Raw genomic sequence first — 18,252 nt, 5'->3', positions numbered from 1 at the left:
TAATGCCATCGTCTGCATCCCTTCCCCCGGAACAGGCTCCTGACCCTCGACCCCGTGCACCTTTCGACCCGACACCCGTCAGTCGATGTGCGCCCTGGCAGTTTCTTTTTAAATGGAATTTACCGTGAGTTCTTCGTTGCTTGCGAACAAAGGAATTGCCCTTCGATGCGTCATCGGCTTGGTCGTGCTGCTGCAGGCTACCCTCGCCCACGCCTTGTCCACGGCCTGTTCGACGCTGAACGCCAACAGTGGCACCACGTCCTACTCAGCCAGGTTCGTCAGCACGGCGTTTGACAGTGGCGAAAGCGTCACGTTTGCGTACACCGACAATGGCCAAGGTGCAGGCGGTAGCGCGATTACGTCGGAGCTGGTGAACCTGCGGTCGCAAAACATCACCACGGTCTATTCCGATTACCGCAGCTACACCGGTAGCGCGGGGTCCTACTCGGTGAACGTATCTTCCAGCCAGCTGGCAACGGGCGGCCTTTACGCGCAGATTTCCACCGGCACGTACATCGGTGCTGTCAGCATCATTTGTTCCGGCGCCGTTGTGGCCGACGCTTCCCTGACCGGCCTGACCTTGTCGGCCGGCACTCTGTCGCCGACCTTCACGGCGGCCACTACCACCTACACCGCGGCCGTGGGCAACGGCACCAGCTCAGTCGTTGTGCGACCGACCGCCACCGCCAGCGATAGCACCATCACGGTCAACGGCGCGGCGGTTGCCTCGGGAGCGGACTCCTCGGCGATCAGCCTGGCGGTGGGTGCGAACACCATCAGCGTCGCGGTCAGCGCCGCCGATGGCCAGACGAGCAAAACCTATTCCATCACCGTGACCCGCGCCGAGGCCGCCCTGGTGGCCGCCGATGTCACAGCGACCGTCGCCGCCAACTCGTCGAGCAATCCCATTACCCTGGCAATCACCGGCACCCCCACCTCGGTGGCCGTCGCCTCCGCGGCCAGCCATGGCACGGCCACGGCGTCGGGCACCAGCATCAGCTACACGCCGGTGGCCGGGTACTCGGGCAGTGATTCGTTTACCTACAACGCCACCAACGCCTCCGGCACCTCCACGGCCGCCACGGTGTCGTTGACCGTGTCGCGCCCAGCACTGACGGTCACGCCGGCATCCGGTACTTTGCCCGCCGGGCAAGTGGGCGTCAGCTACAGCCAGACGTTCAGCGGCGGCGGCGGGACTTCGCCTTACAGCTATACCGCCACCGGCTTGCCTGCCGGGCTCACCCTCACGGCCGCAACAGGGGTGGTCAGCGGCACGCCGACCGCCGCCGGCACTTACACAGTGGGGCTTGTGGCCACCGACGCTTACGCGGCCACAGGCACAGCCAGCTACACGCTGACGATCGCGCAGCAAGCGCCCGTGGCGGGGGCGGTATCGGTGACGGTTGCTGCCAACAGCAGCAACAACAGCGTGCCGCTCAACCTGTCCGGTGGGGCGGCAACCAGCGCCACCATTGCCAGCGCCGCAGCCCACGGCACGGCGACGGCAACCGGCCTGGCCATCACCTACACCCCCACGGCGGGCTTTACCGGCACAGACAGCTTTACCTACACCGTCACCAATGCCAGCGGCACCTCCACGCCTGCAACCGTGACGATCACCGTCGCTGCCACGCCGCTGACCCTGAGCCCGGGCGCAGGTGCGCTGGCGGCGGCCCGGGTCGGCAGCGCCTACAGCCAGTCGATCACCGCGACAGGGGGCACCGCGCCCTACCACTACACGGCGACGGGCCTGCCGACGGGCCTTGCCCTGGATCCCTCAACGGGGCTGATCAGCGGGACACCGTCGACGGTGGGGCAATACAGCTTCTCCATCACCGCGACCGACAGCCTCAGCAACACCGGCTCGGCGGCCTACACCCTGTCCATCGCCGAGCCCGTGCCAGTGGCGTCGGCCGTGTCCGCCACCGTCAGCGCCAACAGCACCAACAACCTCATCACCCTGGCCCTGTCAGGCGGCACCGCCACCTCCGTTACGGTAGCCTCGGCCCCCACCCATGGCACGGCCGTGGCCAGCGGGACCAGCCTGCGCTACACCCCCACTGCCGGGTATTCGGGCAGCGACAACTTCACCTACAGCGCCAGCAACGCCTCGGGTACGTCCGCTACCGCCACCGTCACGGTGACCGTAGCCGCCGCCACCCTGAGCCTTTCCCCTGCCGCCGGTGCACTGACTGCCGCCACGGTGGGCAGCGCCTATCACCAGGTGTTCAGCGCCAGCGGTGGTGTCAGCCCCTACCGTTTCAGCGCCTCGGGCCTGCCCGCCGGCCTGAGCCTGGACAGCGGTTCGGGCAGCCTTGCGGGCACTCCAACCACGGCGGGTAGCGCCGCGATTGTCGTCACCGCCACCGATGCCAACGGCGCGCAGGCAACCGCCAATTACTCGCTCACCATCAACGGCACCACGCCCAAGGCCGCCGACACGTCGGTCACTGTCGCGGCAGGCCAGAGCGTCAGCGTCGACCTGAGCAGTGGTGCCACAGGCGGCCCCTTTACCTCGGCGGTGCTGCTTGAACAGCCGGCACAAGCCATGGGCACCGCCCGCCTCACCCAGACGTTGCTCAGCTTCACGGCAGCGGCAAAAGCCAGTGGCACCGTGACGTTGCGGTTTACCCTGGCCAACCCGTGGGGCACCTCGCAGCCCGCCACCCTGACCCTGCAAATCACCGGCCGCAGCGACCCCAGCCAGAATGCGGAAGTGGTCGGCATGCTCAATGCCCAGGCGCAAAGCGCCTCGCAATTCGCCAAAGCCCAGGTCAGCAACTTCAACGACCGCCTCGAACAACTGCACAGCCTGGACGGCCACCGCAACGCCTTCAATCTGCACTTCAACGTGGCCCAGTCCAAAAGCACTCAAGCCCAGGACGACACCAACCGCGACGCCCTCAATTCCCTGGCCACACTGCAACCGCCCGCCCATGACCCACCTGCCCTGCTGGGCGCCGTCGACAGCAAAGCCCCCCAACCCCCGCCCAACGGCGATGTGTCGGTGTGGACAGGCGGCTATGTGGATTTCGGCGACACCCGGCAAAACGGCAGCAAAGTCAGCAACACCACCATCGGCGTCAGCAGCGGCGTTGACGTTCGCCTGTCCAGGGCGCTGACCGTGGGCATGGGCATCGGTTATGGCAGCGACAAAAGCGACATCGGCTCATCGGGCAGCACCAGCCGTGGCGAGTCCTACAGCGCTGCCGTCTATGGCAGTTACCACCCCACGGCGGTCTTCGTCGACGCGCTGCTGGGCTACAGCCGCCTTTCATTCGACAGTGACCGCTACGTGAGCGAAGCGGCCCGTTACGCCAAGGGCACGCGCGATGGCGACCAGCTGTTTGCCTCCCTCAGCTCAGGCTACGACATGAAGGGCGGTCACTGGCTGGTTTCACCTTATGGCCGGCTGGACGCCTCCACCACCTGGCTGCGCGGGTTCGACGAGTCCGATGCCGGCGCCTACAACCTGGCCTACGCCCAGCAGCGCCTGTCGTTGCTGTCGAGCGTGGCGGGCGTGCGCGGGCAATACGGCATACCGCTGGGCTGGGCTTACCTGAACCTGCGCTCGCGCCTTGAGTACAGCCATACCTTCAATGCCGCCAGCACTGCACGGCTGGGGTATGTGGACGTGGGGGATTCAACGTACTCGGTCACCACTGAGGGGTTTGGCGACAACACGCTGTCGGCCATGCTGGGCGTGGATTTTCTCTGGGCATCGGGGCTCAGTACCGGGATTGGTTATCAGGGCACGCGTGCACTCGGTGAGGCGTCGCAGTCCAATGGGGTGTCGGTGCGGGTGGCGTATCGGTTTTGATGGGGTTGGTGGCAACAGGATGGCCAACCGTTCATCTTCTTTAAACCTGTTCATGCTAAGAAGGCACGCAAGACCTGAAATGCGCCTACCCAGCCAAGGATTGTAAATGCTAAGGAAGTTAATCCCCCTACTGCTCGGCAGCGTGCCGATGATGGCTTATGCGAGCCAAGAGACGCAGTTCTGGGACTGGTTCGTCGCGAACGATTCCGCCCTGTACCACTTCACCTCGTCCGCCGACCCGATGCTTGATCAGCTGGACAGTCACTTGAAGCAGATACGCAAGGAACTGACGTTTGAACTGGGCCCGATCAAGCCGGATGGCCGGCGCGAATTCGTCATCAGCGCCGATGGCCTAACAGCGGCTTTTCCCGCTGTAGAAGCGCTGTATGCAGCAGCGCCGAAGCTGGATCACTGGCAAGTCATCAAATACCGCCCTCGCCGTAACCCCATCAATACCCTGACAATGGGCGACCATACGTTCGACCCTGCCAAGGTGCGGTGCCTGCTGGCTAACGACGGCAACCGCATCGGTATCGTGCTGATGTATGACGATTACAAACAGAACGACGGCCTGTTTACCCAAGCCTCCTACCTGCTGCTGGATGAAGCACTGGGTGAATACGCGGTCGAGACACAGGTTGGATTTGTGAACATACAAGGCGTGGACGACAGGTGGGTAAAGCAATCGTTTCCCATGACCCAACTGGGGGCGGAGTTTGATCAGGTCAAACAGCGGTGATCACAATGCGCGCATTGTTCTTCTTGCTTCCCCTGACGCTCAGCACCGTTGCGTTCGCCGGTTACGACTTGCACATCACCCGCAAAGGTTTTTGGGCAGACGACGCGGGGCCAACAATCACTCTCGAAGAATGGCAAGCGTATCTGAAGACCGACCCCCAGATCATCAGAGACACTGCAAATGGTCCGCAGGACTTCTGGGTGTCTATTGCCGGGGAGTCATTTCCTTTGTGGTATCGCCTGGACCTGGGCGAGCTTTACACGAAAAATCCAAGTGACACCGCCATCGAAAAACTGGAGGACATCGCCCACAGGCTTGATGCCCGGGTGCAGGGTGATGATGGTGAGTTCTATCCACGCGCACCTTGACTGTAACGGCTTCACCTATCGTTGGCGCAGCTGAACCCGTAGCCGCTGCCGTCAGGCTGCGCTGGCCGGTGGGTACGCAGAAAATCTTCAGCGGCGTTTAGGGCCAGCGCAGCCTGCGGCAGCGGCTACGGTAGTTAACAATCACCCCTGAGAAATTTTACGCAAAGGGCTCAGGCAACCCGTCATTTGGCAAACAGTTGGGACATGTCCTTGAACGCTTTGAACTCCAATGCATTCCCGCATGGATCGAACAGGAACATAGTCGCCTGTTCACCCACCTGACCCTGGAAGCGAATGTAAGGCTCAATAACGAATTGCGTCCCGAATGACCTCAACCGCTCCGCCAGCGCCTCCCACTCTTGCCACTGCAGGATAATACCGAAATGCGGGACCGGTACATCATGGCCATCCACAGCATTGCTGTGCACGCTTTCCTGAGAGGCGGTCATGGGGTGTTCGTGAATAACCAGCTGATGGCCGTAAAAGTTGAAATCGACCCATTGGGCGCTGGAGCGGCCTTCTTCAAGGCCGAAGATCTCACCGTAGAAAGACCGCGCGGCGGCCAGATCGTGAACGGGAATTGCGAGGTGGAAGGGAGAAAGGCTCATCATCAGGTTTCCAGTTGTGAAGCACGATGGTCAGAGAGCCACCCTGGCTCAAGCTGCTGGCACGATCCTAATCAGGGTCATAGAATAATAAAAACAATATGATTTTGTGATTAGCACAAAGGATTTTGATGAATGATTCGTGAGCTGAAAACCCTTGTGGCGGTCGCGCAGGAAGGGACCTTTGCCGCGGCGGGCCATAAGATCGGCCTCACGCAGGCAGCGGTGAGTGCACAAATCCAGCGCCTTGAAACAGCATTGGGGTTTGAATTGTTCAACCGCAGCGGTCGAACGGCTCACTTGAACCGTCAAGGTCAGCAGACGTTGCGCCAAGCCCAGGAACTGATCCGCCTGTACAGCGAATTGGGCACCTCCACGCCGGGCAGTGCCCCGTCGATACAGGTCAACGTCGGCGCGATCGCGTCCGTGCAACGCTCCATGCTCCCCAACGCACTGGCCACCTTCCACGCGCGCTTCGCGCAGTGCAGAACCCGGGTACTGCCAGGTGTGTCCATGGACCTGGTCAACCTGGTGGACACCGGCGACCTAGACATCGCCCTGCTGATCCGGCCGCCGTTTGCCCTTCAAAGTGACCTGCAGTGGAGCACCTTGATGCGTGAGCCTTACCGCTTGCTGGTGCCTGAGCATCTGGCGGAGGAACACTGGGAGGATCTGCTGCGCACACAACCGTTTATTCGGTATGACCGCTCCTCGTTCGGGGGGCGGCAAGTGGACCGGTTCCTGCGCCACAGGCATCTGGCGGTTAACGAGAAGTGCGAACTTGATGAGCTGGAAGCGATCGTCAGCCTGGTGGCGCTTGGCCTGGGGGTTGCGCTGGTGCCGCAGACTTCAAGTCATCGCCTTTGGCCTGCGAAGGTAAGCAGTCTGGATTTGGGGAGCCATACGTTTCATCGGGATATCGGTCTGATTCACCGCAGCAAAGGGACGTTGGCGGAGCCCGTGCGTGCGCTGATCGAGATTATTACCGAGTGCAGATAATCCACAGAGCGTCCCCTACCGTTGGCGCAACTGCCCCGTAGCCGCTGCCGCCAGGCTGCGCTGGCCCTCGAGTTCACCGGAAATTTTCAGCGAAACACAAGGCCAGCGCAGCCTGCGGCAGCGGCTACGGGGCAGCGGTTGGCCAACCTGCCGCCGCGGCTACTCCTTGGTCAAATCAACCAACGGCGTCTGCCGCACTTCAGTTTCGCGCCCACCCTGGATATCGCTCACCTGCTTCAACGCCTTGTCCACCGCCCCCTTATCCGCCAACAAGCTGTAGCTGATGTGGAACTGCCGATGTTCCTTCGGCCCAATGGTTGGCACCAGGTTCAGTGGCCGCTGATACCGTCGGTTGTAGGAAAAACTGGTCCCCGGCTCCAGCCCCGTGACATAGCCCTGGCCTTGGGTATCGGTGTTTTTCCACAGGGAAAACACGGGCAAGGTCTGGGTATTGAAACCCACCGAAACCCCCAGGCTGCCGGCCTTGTTATGCAGCACGGTCAAGGTATCGCCCTTGGCGTCCGCATAGGGCACCACGTTATAGACCGTTTCGTCATAATCCTTGGTGGGCGCGCGGTAGGTCTGCCAGTCGGGCAGATCGCCCTTGGCCTTGTCGTTGAACGGCGACACCTGTTTCACCGGCGCGGCAAAACGCGCGCCCGCTTCCAGGAACGGGGTGCTGAAGTTGCTGTGATACAGCGCCTGGTATTCCTTGGGATAGTCGCCGTTGTTGGTCAGCGTGTCGTTAAGTGCAAAGGCTGCGCTGCCCGGCTCGGTGACCAGTTCGGTGGCGACGGAGAAATCGACCTTCTTGAACGCCTGCTCTTTGAGTTCGCCGCGCAAGGTGATGGCGTACGGTGGTTGCTCATCGATGTGAAGGGTGACTTTGCTCGCAGGAATGTTGGCGGCCCGACCGTGCAGGGTCAGCAGCTCGCCGTTGTCGACGCCGGGGTGCCCGACCCATTCGTACCCACAGCGGGCGACCAGCTCATTGAAACCCTCCAGCCAGCCCAGGCCACCGCGACCATTGAGTTCGATGAAGGACGGGTTGACCACTTCCTTCACCGGCGAATCCCAGCCCATGCGCACATTACCGACTGAGGCCTGCGCCACGTTCATGCCGCGAGTCGGCACTACCGAGAGCTTCATCGTGCCGTTCTCGATGTCGACAATGCTGACGCCTTCCTGCCGGCCACCGTGCAAGGTACGCAAGGTGACGCTGAAGGGTTTGTCGGTTTTTGCGCCCAGTTGCTGGCTGGTGATCTGCCAGTTCTGAGCAGCTTTGTCGGTGTCTAGCAGTACGTAATCCCAGGCCATGGCGTGGGAGGCAGCGGACAGGGTGCCAAGGGCAACAAAGAGTTTTAGCGGGGTCATGGTGGAAGCCTTTCTTGGAGTTGTGCCTTTTTATAGCCTCGAAGAAACGTTTCAGCAAGCTTGTAAAGCGATGCCGACGGCGGTTGAATTGATTCCGGCCGACAGCTACGCGCCAACCCTACTGCTATCGAACAATGAAAAACACTCCACCAAGTAGACGCAACCTTTCCCAACCCGTTAAGTTCTCGTTGGTGAACGCTTGATCATTTGGGCCTGACATATGCTCAAGCTCAGCAGCGCCGCCGGGCCTCGGGAGGCCACCTTGAAGAAGCGTCGAATCGTCATGCTCATGCCCTGCAGCGCCGCTGAGGCGTTCGAGGCATTTCACGATCACCGCCTACGCGGCCAATGGGACACCTTGCTGTCCCATGCATGCGTGGAGGACGGTGACAGCCATCCCTCCATCGGCGCGATCAGCGTCAACCAGGGCCGCGGCTGGAAGCGGTTGTTCGCCATGCGAACCCGGTTCGTCAATTACAGACCTGGACACGTCGCTGCCGCTGTCCTGGTACAGCCGATGGGCTGCTTCCAAGGGTGGGCGGCGTCCATGCAGCATCGCGACCTCGATGGAGGGTCGTCCGAGTTGATTTATACTTTCACCCTGCGGCTGCGCCCCACATGGCTGGGGCGCATCCTTGATCCGGTGGTCAACAGGCTATTCGAGTGGCAAACCCGCAAGCGCTTCAAGGCGATGGCCGCGTACGTGAACGCACGCGGCAAAGACGGGGCGATGTGAACAAGGCCCGGAACCACCCACATCAGGGTAGCTACGCCCCGCCAGCGGCTTTCTCCACATTGACCATCCATGGCACACCGAAGCGATCGGTCAGCATACCGAAGCCCTGCGCCCAGAAAGTCTCACCCCAAGGCATGCGCACCGTGCCGCCCTGGCTCAGAGCATCGAACCAGGCTTTGCCCTTGGCCAGGTCATCGGTGGCAATGGACAATGCGTATCCGGCGTGGGCTTTTGCGCCGGGGGTGGGGTCGTCGCTCATCATCAACTGCGTGCTACCGACCAGCAGGTTGGCATGCATGATGCCGTCCGGTGGCGCAGCGGCGCATTCGGCGCCCGTCGACTCTTGTGGCGCCTCGGCGAAGGTCATCTTGAATTGCAGGGTGGCGCCGAGCACGGCGCAGTAGAAATCGATCGCTTGCTGGCAGGTGCCGGCGAAAAAGAGGTAGGGTTGCACGTTCATCACATTGCTCCCAGGCAGTGGCGGCACACAATACGCCGCCCCGCTGAACAGTCTAGGCGCTGGAGGGGAGGTGAAGGCTACCGTCCGCCCAACGCGAGTTGTGCGGGAAGCTGGCAGGCACCGTAGCCGCTGCCGCCAGGCTGCGCTGGCCGGGGTGAACCCTGGAGATTTTCAGTGGTACACAGGGCCAGCGCAGCCTGCGGCAGCGGCTACATCACTAGAACCCGCTGTTGCGGTAAAACTGGCTAACCATACAACGAGCAGGAGGCTCCCATGCAACGCGTCATGATCATCGGCCAACCCGGCGCTGGCAAAAGCACCCTGGCCCGCGAGATCGGCAAGCGCACCGGCCTGCCGGTGGTCCATATCGATACCATCCATTGGCAGCCTGGCTGGGTGGAGCGCACCCGGGATGAGAAGACGCGTCTGTGCCTTGAGGTGGAGGCGCGTGAGCACTGGATTTTCGAGGGTGGTCATTCGTCAACGTGGCACAACCGCATCGCCCGCGCCGATACGCTGATCTGGATTGATCGCAGTTCAATGCTCAGGTTTTGGCGGGTGATGCTCAGGACGTCGATGCAGCGTGGCCGCGTTCGCTCGGACTTGCCAGAGGACTGCCCGGAACTGCTGAGCAACCTCCCGGGGTTCTTCAAGTTCATGTGGACAACCCGACGTACCTCGCGCGCCAACATGAAGGCGTTTGCGGCCCAGGCGCCGGCGGCATGCACCGTGGTGTGCTTGCGTTCCAACCGTCAGACCAAGGCGTTTTTGGCGGGTATCGGCCCCCTACCCCATGCCAGCACGTCACGTTATCCGCTACCTCGCCGATAAATCTCCCCCCTACCCGCCGCGAAGGATCGTCCGATGTTCTACCCGCGAGAAGCCGAACGCGATCACCTGCTCAACCGCGTGATCCTGCTGTCCATCGCCTGCTGCGTGGCGCTGGCATTTGCCGCGATGGCCCGCGCGCACGGTGCAACCTATGCCGCCTTGCACCTGCAATCGATCGAGGTCGCGGGCACCGTGACGCAGGTCGAAGACGTCCCACGCAATAGCTCGGTCAAAACGATTCATTACCGCTACAACGACCACGACCAGCGCGCCCACGAAGCAGCGTACTGGGACCCTCACTACGATGAACACGCCCCGTATGCAGTGGGCGACAGCATTGCGCTGGTCTATGCCCGCTGGTTTCCTCAGGTCAGCCTGGTTGCCACTGAGTTGAATAGCTACCGGCCCAGCTTCTTGATCATGGCGGGAGGCTGTGTGCTGGCGCTGTTGTTGTTGGCGGTGTCGTTCAGGACGCTTGGCCGATTGGCTGCCATGAAGCGGGAAGATCGGTTTTATTGAGCTGTTTTATGGCGTAACCAGGAGGGGGGGAGGGATCGTCTCCGGGACTGCGGCATACCTGATGCACCGCGCCTATGAGAGCGGGTTTGCTGAGCCAATGCGGCGTCCTTTTCGTGGGCAGAGCCCACTCCCACAGATAACATTTGCGCCTACGCGGACGCCTGCACACCGTCGACCGCGATGCAGACGACGCGGCTCCAAGATAGATACTCCTACATGGTGCTCTGTAGCCGCTGCCGACAGGCTGCGCTGGCCCTAAGCCTCACTGAAGATTTTCAGGGTTAACACGGGCCAGCGCAGCCTGGCGGCAGCGGCTACAGGGCCGTATCGCGGCCAAGGCCGGCTTCTACCACGGACGGTGTAGGAGCCGACCTTGGTCGCGATGCAGGCGCCGCGGCTCCAAGATAGATACTCCTACATGATGCTCTGTAGCCGCTGCCGACAGGCTGCGCTGGCCCTAAGCCTCACTGAAGATTTTCAGGGTTAACACGGGCCAGCGCAGCCTGGCGGCAGCGGCTACAGGGTCGTATCGCGGCCAAGGCCGGCTTCTACCACGGACGGTGTAGGAGCCGACCTTGGTCGCGATGCAGGCGCCGCGGCTCCAAGATAGATACTCCTACATGGCGCTCTGTAGCCGCTGCCGACAGGCTGCGCTGGCCCCAAGCCTCGCTGAAGATTCTCAGGGTTAACACGGGCCAGCGCAGCCTGGCGGCAGCGGCTACAGGGTCGTATCGCGGCCAAGGCCGGCTCCTACCCCGCACGGCGTAGGAGCCGACCTTGGTCGCGATGCAGGCGCCGCGGCTCCAAGATAGATACTCCTACATGATGCTCTGTAGCCGCTGCCGACAGGCTGCGCTGGCCCCAAGCCTCGCTGAAGATTTTCAGGGTTAACACGGGCCAGCGCAGCCTGGCGGCAGCGGCTACAGGGTCGTATCGCGGCCAAGGCCGCCTCCTACCCCGCACGGCGTAGGAGCCGACCTTGGTCGCGATGCAGGCGCCGCGGTTCCAAGAGGCCATCGGCTCACCAGGTGTATTTCACACTCCCCACCACCGTGCGGCGCATCCCCGGATAGCACTCGTAGGTATCGTCACAGGTCGCCACATACTCGGTATCCAGCAGGTTCTGTGCGTTCATCGACACCGTCACATGCTGGTTGACCGGGTAACTCACGCCCGCATCAAACAAGGTGTAGTTGTCGATGTGGTAGGTATTGGCGTTATCCCCGTACAACACCCCCGTATACCGCACCCCGCCGCCCACACTCAGGCCCGCGAGCAGGTTGTCGTGGAAGGTGTAGTTCAGCCACGCGGACGCCATGTGCTTGGGCACGTTGGCCGGGCGGTTGCCTTCGTCGCCGTTGTTGCTTTTGGTGATCTGGGCATGGGTGTAGGTGTAGGACGCCAGCAGGTCCCAGTTCTGGTCCAGCCTGGCCTTGATCTCGGCCTCGATGCCCCGTGACTGTTGCTCGCCGGAGGCCACCGAGAAGCCGGTGGTCACGCCGCCGACGATTTCGTTGGTCAGCACGTTGGTCTTGGTCAGGTCGTAGGCGGCCAGGGTCATCAGGATCGCGTCGCTGGGCTGGTACTTCACCCCCACCTCCCATTGATGGGCCATGCTGGGGTCGAAGGCGCTGCCAGTGCGGTCGGTGCCGGTGTTGGGGTTGAACGACTCGGCGTAGCTCACGTACGGCGCCAGGCCCAAATCGGTGAGGTAGGTCAGGCCCACGCGGCCGGTGAAGGCGTTGTCCTTCTGGTTGGTGGAGGCGCCCACGTGGTTGTCCAGGTCATTGCGCACGTAGTCGTAACGACCGCCCGCGGTAAGGATCCAGTGGTCGTCAAATTTGATCTGGTCCTGCAGGTAGCCGCCCACTTGCTGGATGGTCTGGTCGTAGTCGATCGAGCTCAGGCTGTTGGCCGAGGTCGGCCGCGCAATGCTCATGCCGTACTGCGGATTGTAGATATTGAGCGTGGGCGCCAGGGTGCGCCAGCGGGTGATGTCGGCGTCCTGCCAGGCGTAGTCGACGCCCATCAGCAGCTTGTGGGTGAAGGGCCCGGTGCTGACGTCGGCCTGGAACTGGTTGTCCAGGTTGAAGGTGTCCATATGCTGGTCGAAGCGATCGGCGATGCGCGTGACATCGCCGCTACCCAGGTTGACCGCGGCGGGCAGCAGGTTCTGGAAGATCAGGTCGACCTGGCCGTAGCGCACATTCTGGCGGAACTCCCAGGTGTCGTTGAAACGGTGCCGAAATTCGTAGCCCAGGGTGTACTGGGTCTGGTCGAGATGGTTGAAACTGTGGTCACCCATCAGGATGTTGGTGGTATGCCCGCTGGGTGTGCTGTAGGCGAACAGCGAACCGCCGTTGTGGTCACGCAAAAAGTCGGTGAGCACGGTCAGGCTGGTGTCGGGGTCCGGCGACCAGGTGAACGAAGGCGCGATGTACAGGCGGTTGTCTTCCACCTGATGACCGTCGGCGTAGTCCACCTGGGTATCGGCATCGCGGGCCAGGCCGACCACCCGGTACAGCAGGCTCTGGTCGTCGTTCAGTGCGCCGCCGATGTCGAACTGGCCTTGCAGACGGTTGTGATTGCCGCCGCTGAGCTGCACTTCGTCGACGTGATCGGCTTCAGGCTTTTTGCTGACGCGGTTGACGATGCCACCGGCATCCCCCTGGCCGAACAGGCTGGAGGACGGGCCGCGGGCGACTTCGACGCGATCATAGGCGTAGGGCTCGCTGCGAAAGAACGCATAGCTGTTGTTCTGCTGGCGCAGGCCGTTGAGGTAATCGCTGGTGGCCTGGCCGTTGAAGCCGCGGATGTACAGCCAGTCAAACCCCTTGGGGTCCAGGCCATAGGCTTCCACCTTCACGCCTGGCACATAGCGCAAGGCATCGGTGACGGTCTGCGCGCCCTGGGCCTGCATTTGCTGGCGAGTGATGACCGAGATCGACTGCGGAATCTCGATGATCGGCGTGTCGGTCTTGCTGCCGGCGCTGCTGCGGGTGGCGACGTAACCTTGCACGTCGGCCGCCGCGTCGCTGCTTTTGCCGGAGATGCTGGTGGGGCTCAGTTGCACGGCGGCATCAACCAGCGGCACCAGCGTATAGCTGCCGTTGGCCAGTTGCACCGCTTGCAGCTTACTGCCGGTCAACAGTTGGCGCAGGCCGGCGTCCACGCCGTAACGGCCATGCAAGCCGGGCGAACGCTGACCCTGGGCCACCTGGGGCGCATAGGAAATGTTCACGCCGCTGAGCGTGGAAAATTGTTCCAGCGCCGCGCTCATCGGGCCTGCGGGGATATCGAAGCGGATATCGGCCGCCGCCTGCGCCCAGGCGCACGGGGCGGCGGTCAGGGCGGCCAGTGGCGCACCCAGGGCAAGGCTCAGAACCCCGTGGCGCACCGCGCGCTTGAGCAGGTCAGGTCGGGTGGTGGTTGGCTTGCGTGCAGGCATGTAGTTTCCCTTCGCCCCTGTGGCAGTAGTGATGGCGGTTATCGCGTCTCTACCCAACAAGTCGAACGAGAATCCAAATCGACCATTTTTTTCGCGGATTAATTTTTCAAAGGCGCTCAGGCCGGTTCCACGCGGGTCCAGTAAGGGGTGAAATGCCGCAGGCGCACGGGCAAGGTGGCGGTGAGATCGTCCAGCACCCGGTTGATGTCGCCCAGGTGAAAACCACCGGAGATACGCAGTCCCGCCACCTGTGTGGCACAGCTCAGATACCCCGTGTGGTAGCGCTGCAACTCGCTGATCATGTCGCCCAGGCGCCAGTCGTTGACCAGCAGCATGCCACGCGTCCACGCATCGCTCTGGGGGCTGATTGCCTGCACGGCACCCACGTTGTCGGGGCCAAACACCAGCTGCTGGCCCGCTTCCACCCGCACCGCCGGCAACAAGCTGGCCGTGCGCACTTCCACGGCGTGCTGCAGCACACTGACCCGGGTCCGGTCATCGGCGCTGCGCACCAGGAAGCGTGTGCCCAGGGCCAGCACACTGCCCTCGGGGGTGTGCACCACGAAGGGCCTGGCCTGGGTGTCGCGCGCGGTCTGCACCAGGATTTCGCCGCGCAGCAACTGCACCTCGCGCAGGGTGGCGCCATAGTGGATATTGACCGCCGTGCCGGTGTTCAACTGCAACTGGCTGCCATCCTCCAGTTGCAGGCTGCGCTGTTCGCCGGTGGCGGTGCGCTGGTCGGCCATCAACGTCGGCAGCGGCGTCATGCGCCACGACACTGTGGCGGCGCCGCCGGCCGCCAACAGCAGCGACAACACCTTCATCGCTTCGCGACGTTTGAGCCGGGCATTGCTCAGCGTGGGCCGGGCAATGCCTGGGCCGACACGCTCGAAACGCTCCTGCAGACGCGCCAGCCGGTCCCAGGCCTGACGGTGGCCGGGGTCGGCGTTGAGCCAACGATGGTGCGCCTGGCGCGTGGCCTCGTCGGCGTCGTCGCAGCGCAACTCCACGTACCAGTTGGCCGCCGCCTCAAGCGCAGCGTGATCCACGCCCATGCCCTACTCCTCGGCTGCCAGAAGGCAATGCAGCAATGCCCGCGCGGCGTGGTTCTTGACGGTGTTGAGCGATACCCCCAAGTCCCGCGCGATCTGCACGTAGCTCAGGCCATCGAGCTGCGCCATCAGGAAAATCTGCCGGGTGCGCGGGCCCAGGCCGTCGAGCATCTGGTCGATCTGCAACAGGGTTTCGATGATCAGCAGGCGTGCTTCGGGCGAGATGTCCTGGGCTTCAGGCAGGGTGGCCAGGGTTTCCAGGTACGCCTGCTCCAGGGCGCGGCGTCGGAACATATCGATCATCAGGTTGCGCGCGATGCTGCTCAGGTAGGCCCTGGGCTCACGCAGCTCCGGGGCCCTGCGCTGCACCAGCACGCGAATGAACGTGTCCTGGGCCAGGTCCGCCGCGTGGTCGAAACAGCCCAGCCGTTTACGCAACCAGCCACAAAGCCAGCCATGGTGCTCGGTGTATAGGGTGTGGATGGCCTGGTGCTGGGTGCGGTCAACAGAGGACATTGCTCATACCTGAGATGAGTTCATATGGAAATGAATCTCATTTTCTTCAGTGTACGCAGATTTAGCAATGAGTTTGTAGCCGCTGCCGCCAGGCAGCGCTGGCCCTGACTGACACCGGATATCTCCAGCCAGGCACAGGGCCAGCGCAGCCTGCGGCAGCGGCTACGGTCAGGCGAGGGTCTTGTAGCGCTCGGCGGGCTGGGCCTGACGCAGATCCGATAACAGCAAGCGCCGTGCCCCATCCAGCGCATCCCAGCGCTCGGCCACGTGCAGTGGCGGGATGGTGACCAGCTCTCGACGGTCATAACCCACCAGCGCGGCGTCCACCAGATCACCCACCTCCATCACCTCGGGCAACGCATCAATGTCCATCCCCGAACGCTCCCAGATCTCGGTGCGCGTGGCCGCCGGCAGCACGGCCTGCACGTACACGCCTTTGGGCCCCAGTTCCAGATGCAGCCCCTGGGAGAGGAACAGCACGAACGCCTTGGTGGCGCCGTACACGGTCATGTTGAGCTCCGGGGCCAGCCCCACCACCGAGCCGATATTGACGATGGCGCCCTCGCCCGCCTGGGTCAGGCGCGGCGCAATGGCAGCGGCCAGGCGTGTCAGCGCAGTGATGTTGAGGGTGATCAGGGTATCGAGGCTGGCGGCGGTCTGCTGGGTGAAACCGCCGTGCTGGCCCATGCCGGCGTTGTTGATCAGCACGCCGATGCGCGTGTCTTCGATCAGGCGTTGCTCGACCCGGGCCAGGTCGTCGGCCTGGGTCAGGTCGGCCTGCAGCACGTCGATGGTCACGCCGCTTTCATCACGCAATTGCGCGGCCAGGGCGTCCAGGCGTGCCTTGTCCCTGGCCACCAGCACCAGGTCGTGGCCGCGACGGGCAAAGCGTTGTGCGTAGGTGGCGCCGATCCCGCTGGAGGCACCGGTAATCAAGACAGCTGGCAAGTTGCTCATGAGGATGTGTTCCTGAGTGGGTAGGCGAGAGGGCATGACTTTATGATGATGACCGAAATCTAAACCGTCAAGCATTTTGATGTCGACTGACATCAATGTATACTGGCGCCATTGCCACCCGCGGATTGCACAGGTTCAACCATGAAAGTCAGCAAGGCCCAGGCGCAGGCCAATCGCGCCCATATTGTCGAAACAGCTTCGGCGCTGTTCCGTGAACGCGGTTATGACGGGGTCAGCGTGGCCGACCTGATGGGCGCGGCCGGGTTTACCCATGGCGGGTTCTACAAGCACTTTCGCTCCAAGGCCGACCTGATGACCGAGGCGGCGGCCTGCGGCTTTGCCCAGACCGATGCGCGCAGGTCCGAGGGCAAGCGCGACGAGTTGATCACCCAGTACCTGTCACGCGCGCACCGGGACTCGCCGGGCGATGGCTGCACCATGGCGGCGTTGTCGGCCGATGCCTCGCGCCAGCCGGATGAGGTGAAAGCGGTGTTTGCCGAGGCCATCGAACGGTCGCTGGGCACGCACGGCGAAGCGCGCGCCAAGCGTCTCAATGACATGGCGCACCTGGTGGGGGCGCTGCTGCTGTCGCGCGCCTGCCCGGACGATTCGGCACTGGCCGACGAGATTCTGGACACCTGCCGGGCGTTTGCGCTGGCACGCCCGTAGCCGCTGCCGCCAGGCTGCGCTGGCCCTATGCCTCACTGAAAATGTTCAGGGTTCACGCTGGCCAGCGCAGCCTGCGGCAGCGGCTACGGGAAGCGCTCGACACGCCCATCGAGTCGTTCGCTTCCCGAGCTTCGCCCGGTCCCACAGGGTGATCGTCGCCCTTTGAGTGGGTGATCAACCCACCAGCAGCGCCAACAACCGCTCCACATCCACCCGCCCCTGCTTCTGCGCCGGCGTAAACGCGCAATACGGATGCCCCAGCTGCAACGATCGGTTGGACACCGCAATCAGCGCCCCGCTCTCCAGGTCCGCCGCCGCCAGCGAGCGCTGCCCCAGCGCAATCCCCATGCCCTGGCGCGCCAAGGTCACCGACAAACTCGACAACCCCGAACGCCGCCCCAGTGCAGGGTCGGGCGCAACACCCTGGACATGGCCCGCAAACCAGTCGCTCCAGGTGGGGTGCGACACGTAGTTGGCGCCCCACTGGGTGTGAATGAACAAGCTCTCGTGCACCTGCCCCAAATCAAACGCCGGATTGCCCTGCCGGTACCAGAAGTCCGGCGCACACACCGGCAGCACCTCGTCATGGAACAACGGCAGCGCCTGGCAACCAGGGTAGTGATAGTCGCCATAACTGACCCGCACATCCACGTCATGCCGGGCCAGGTCCACCGGGTCATCCTCCACCCGCACGTCCACCGACAGCCTGGGGTAAAGCTCCAGCAACGGTGACAGGCGCGGCGCCAGCCAGCGCTCGGCCAGGGAAAACGGCACACTGACCGTCAGCCGCGTTCGCACCTCGCCCTCCAGGGTGCGCAGGGTCATGGCGGCGATATCGGCCAGCGCCGTGGACGTCTGCGGGTACATCGCCACACCTGCGTCGGTCAGCGTCAGGCGGTTGCCGTTGCGCACAAACAGCTTCTTGCCGAAGTAGTCCTCAAGGTGGCGCACCTGCTGGCTCACCGCCGTGGCCGACACCCCAAGTTCGCGCCCCGCCAGGACGAAACTGCCCAGCCGGGCGGCGACTTCAAAGGTGCGCAGTGCATTGAGCGGTGGTAAACGCATGGCCGTCTTCCCCAAGTTTTCCTGGGGGGAGCCTAACAATTTATAGCGTTGTTGCTAAGTTTTTACTGGGCTACGTTAACCCTACACCGTCAAC

At 63.0% G+C, this 18,252-nt stretch carries 16 protein-coding genes; 8 read left to right on the top strand and 8 right to left on the bottom strand.

All coding sequences use genetic code 11. The features are described from left to right. Positions 1 to 124: 124 nt before the first annotated feature. The 3 genes from ACZ9GA_RS08875 (at position 125) to ACZ9GA_RS08865 (ending at position 4,927) form a co-directional block, all read left to right on the top strand. On the top strand, positions 125 to 3,820 hold the full coding sequence (locus ACZ9GA_RS08875; RefSeq protein WP_457363037.1) for an autotransporter domain-containing protein: 3,696 nt from the start codon (positions 125 to 127) through the stop codon (positions 3,818 to 3,820). Between the two features lie 106 nt (positions 3,821 to 3,926). Beyond that, positions 3,927 to 4,559: a hypothetical protein gene (locus tag ACZ9GA_RS08870; protein WP_457363038.1), complete on the top strand. Its 633-nt coding sequence runs from the start codon at positions 3,927 to 3,929 to the stop codon at positions 4,557 to 4,559. 5 nt (positions 4,560 to 4,564) lie between these two features. Next, on the top strand, positions 4,565 to 4,927 hold the full coding sequence (locus ACZ9GA_RS08865) for a hypothetical protein (protein ID WP_457363039.1): 363 nt from the start codon (positions 4,565 to 4,567) through the stop codon (positions 4,925 to 4,927). Positions 4,928 to 5,109: 182 nt separating this feature from the next. On the opposite strand, the gene ACZ9GA_RS08860 is transcribed toward ACZ9GA_RS08865, so the two are convergent. Then, entirely contained in the window at positions 5,110 to 5,535 is a 426-nt protein-coding gene (locus ACZ9GA_RS08860) for a VOC family protein (protein ID WP_457363769.1), read from the bottom strand. Between the two features lie 132 nt (positions 5,536 to 5,667). Between ACZ9GA_RS08860 and ACZ9GA_RS08855 the strand changes: the two genes are divergently transcribed. Beyond that, entirely contained in the window at positions 5,668 to 6,531 is an 864-nt protein-coding gene (locus ACZ9GA_RS08855) for a LysR family transcriptional regulator (protein WP_457363040.1), read from the top strand. A 159-nt stretch (positions 6,532 to 6,690) separates the two neighbouring features. On the opposite strand, the gene ACZ9GA_RS08850 is transcribed toward ACZ9GA_RS08855, so the two are convergent. Beyond that, positions 6,691 to 7,905, bottom strand: a complete 1,215-nt coding sequence (locus ACZ9GA_RS08850) for an aldose 1-epimerase family protein (RefSeq protein ID WP_457363041.1) — start codon at positions 7,903 to 7,905, stop codon at positions 6,691 to 6,693. 220 nt (positions 7,906 to 8,125) lie between these two features. Between ACZ9GA_RS08850 and ACZ9GA_RS08845 the strand changes: the two genes are divergently transcribed. After that, on the top strand, positions 8,126 to 8,641 hold the full coding sequence (locus ACZ9GA_RS08845; RefSeq protein WP_476226454.1) for a hypothetical protein: 516 nt from the start codon (positions 8,126 to 8,128) through the stop codon (positions 8,639 to 8,641). Positions 8,642 to 8,672: 31 nt separating this feature from the next. On the opposite strand, the gene yjdN is transcribed toward ACZ9GA_RS08845, so the two are convergent. Beyond that, positions 8,673 to 9,101 (bottom strand): VOC family metalloprotein YjdN, encoded by a 429-nt coding sequence (yjdN, locus tag ACZ9GA_RS08840; protein WP_457363042.1) that lies wholly within the window; start codon positions 9,099 to 9,101, stop codon positions 8,673 to 8,675. A gap of 273 nt (positions 9,102 to 9,374) precedes the next feature. Between yjdN and ACZ9GA_RS08835 the strand changes: the two genes are divergently transcribed. Further along, a complete protein-coding gene (locus tag ACZ9GA_RS08835) occupies positions 9,375 to 9,932 on the top strand; it encodes a P-loop NTPase family protein (RefSeq protein WP_457363043.1) in 558 nt (185 codons plus the stop codon). A gap of 33 nt (positions 9,933 to 9,965) precedes the next feature. Then, positions 9,966 to 10,451, top strand: a complete 486-nt coding sequence (locus ACZ9GA_RS08830; RefSeq protein WP_457363044.1) for a hypothetical protein — start codon at positions 9,966 to 9,968, stop codon at positions 10,449 to 10,451. Positions 10,452 to 11,472: 1,021 nt separating this feature from the next. Here ACZ9GA_RS08830 and ACZ9GA_RS08825 read toward each other — a convergent pair. The 4 genes from ACZ9GA_RS08825 to ACZ9GA_RS08810 all read right to left on the bottom strand — a co-directional run bounded on the left by ACZ9GA_RS08825 (position 11,473) and on the right by ACZ9GA_RS08810 (position 16,424). Then, positions 11,473 to 13,899, bottom strand: a complete 2,427-nt coding sequence (locus ACZ9GA_RS08825; protein WP_457363045.1) for a TonB-dependent siderophore receptor — start codon at positions 13,897 to 13,899, stop codon at positions 11,473 to 11,475. A gap of 116 nt (positions 13,900 to 14,015) precedes the next feature. Then, complete coding sequence (locus tag ACZ9GA_RS08820; RefSeq protein ID WP_457363046.1) at positions 14,016 to 14,954, bottom strand: FecR domain-containing protein; 939 nt, start codon at positions 14,952 to 14,954, stop codon at positions 14,016 to 14,018. A gap of 3 nt (positions 14,955 to 14,957) precedes the next feature. Beyond that, positions 14,958 to 15,467, bottom strand: a complete 510-nt coding sequence (locus ACZ9GA_RS08815; protein ID WP_457363047.1) for a sigma-70 family RNA polymerase sigma factor — start codon at positions 15,465 to 15,467, stop codon at positions 14,958 to 14,960. 168 nt (positions 15,468 to 15,635) lie between these two features. Further along, positions 15,636 to 16,424, bottom strand: a complete 789-nt coding sequence (locus tag ACZ9GA_RS08810; protein ID WP_457363048.1) for an SDR family NAD(P)-dependent oxidoreductase — start codon at positions 16,422 to 16,424, stop codon at positions 15,636 to 15,638. A 141-nt stretch (positions 16,425 to 16,565) separates the two neighbouring features. Here ACZ9GA_RS08810 and ACZ9GA_RS08805 point away from each other — a divergent pair, with 141 nt between their 5' ends. Further along, complete coding sequence (locus ACZ9GA_RS08805) at positions 16,566 to 17,093, top strand: TetR family transcriptional regulator (protein ID WP_457363049.1); 528 nt, start codon at positions 16,566 to 16,568, stop codon at positions 17,091 to 17,093. 174 nt (positions 17,094 to 17,267) lie between these two features. Here ACZ9GA_RS08805 and ACZ9GA_RS08800 read toward each other — a convergent pair whose 3' ends face one another. Next, positions 17,268 to 18,158 (bottom strand): LysR substrate-binding domain-containing protein, encoded by an 891-nt coding sequence (locus ACZ9GA_RS08800; protein WP_457363050.1) that lies wholly within the window; start codon positions 18,156 to 18,158, stop codon positions 17,268 to 17,270. Between the last annotated feature and the right edge of the window lie 94 nt (positions 18,159 to 18,252).

The sequence above is a fragment of the Pseudomonas sp. TE3644 genome (assembly GCF_056278815.1).
The sequence above is the reverse complement of the archived record's forward strand: the minus strand, read 5'-3'. Positions and strand labels throughout refer to the sequence as shown.

Coding starts and splice junctions, on each gene's coding strand:
- ACZ9GA_RS08810 (WP_457363048.1), bottom strand. CDS start 16,424: ATGAGCAACTTGCCAGCTGTCTTGATTACCGGTGCCTCCAGCGGGATC.
- ACZ9GA_RS08850 (WP_457363041.1), bottom strand. CDS start 7,905: ATGACCCCGCTAAAACTCTTTGTTGCCCTTGGCACCCTGTCCGCTGCC.
- ACZ9GA_RS08845 (WP_476226454.1), top strand. CDS start 8,126: ATGCTCAAGCTCAGCAGCGCCGCCGGGCCTCGGGAGGCCACCTTGAAG.
- ACZ9GA_RS08865 (WP_457363039.1), top strand. CDS start 4,565: ATGCGCGCATTGTTCTTCTTGCTTCCCCTGACGCTCAGCACCGTTGCG.
- yjdN (WP_457363042.1), bottom strand. CDS start 9,101: ATGAACGTGCAACCCTACCTCTTTTTCGCCGGCACCTGCCAGCAAGCG.
- ACZ9GA_RS08815 (WP_457363047.1), bottom strand. CDS start 15,467: ATGTCCTCTGTTGACCGCACCCAGCACCAGGCCATCCACACCCTATAC.
- ACZ9GA_RS08825 (WP_457363045.1), bottom strand. CDS start 13,899: ATGCCTGCACGCAAGCCAACCACCACCCGACCTGACCTGCTCAAGCGC.
- ACZ9GA_RS08820 (WP_457363046.1), bottom strand. CDS start 14,954: ATGGGCGTGGATCACGCTGCGCTTGAGGCGGCGGCCAACTGGTACGTG.
- ACZ9GA_RS08800 (WP_457363050.1), bottom strand. CDS start 18,158: ATGCGTTTACCACCGCTCAATGCACTGCGCACCTTTGAAGTCGCCGCC.
- ACZ9GA_RS08855 (WP_457363040.1), top strand. CDS start 5,668: ATGATTCGTGAGCTGAAAACCCTTGTGGCGGTCGCGCAGGAAGGGACC.
- ACZ9GA_RS08830 (WP_457363044.1), top strand. CDS start 9,966: ATGTTCTACCCGCGAGAAGCCGAACGCGATCACCTGCTCAACCGCGTG.
- ACZ9GA_RS08805 (WP_457363049.1), top strand. CDS start 16,566: ATGAAAGTCAGCAAGGCCCAGGCGCAGGCCAATCGCGCCCATATTGTC.
- ACZ9GA_RS08870 (WP_457363038.1), top strand. CDS start 3,927: ATGCTAAGGAAGTTAATCCCCCTACTGCTCGGCAGCGTGCCGATGATG.
- ACZ9GA_RS08835 (WP_457363043.1), top strand. CDS start 9,375: ATGCAACGCGTCATGATCATCGGCCAACCCGGCGCTGGCAAAAGCACC.
- ACZ9GA_RS08860 (WP_457363769.1), bottom strand. CDS start 5,535: ATGAGCCTTTCTCCCTTCCACCTCGCAATTCCCGTTCACGATCTGGCC.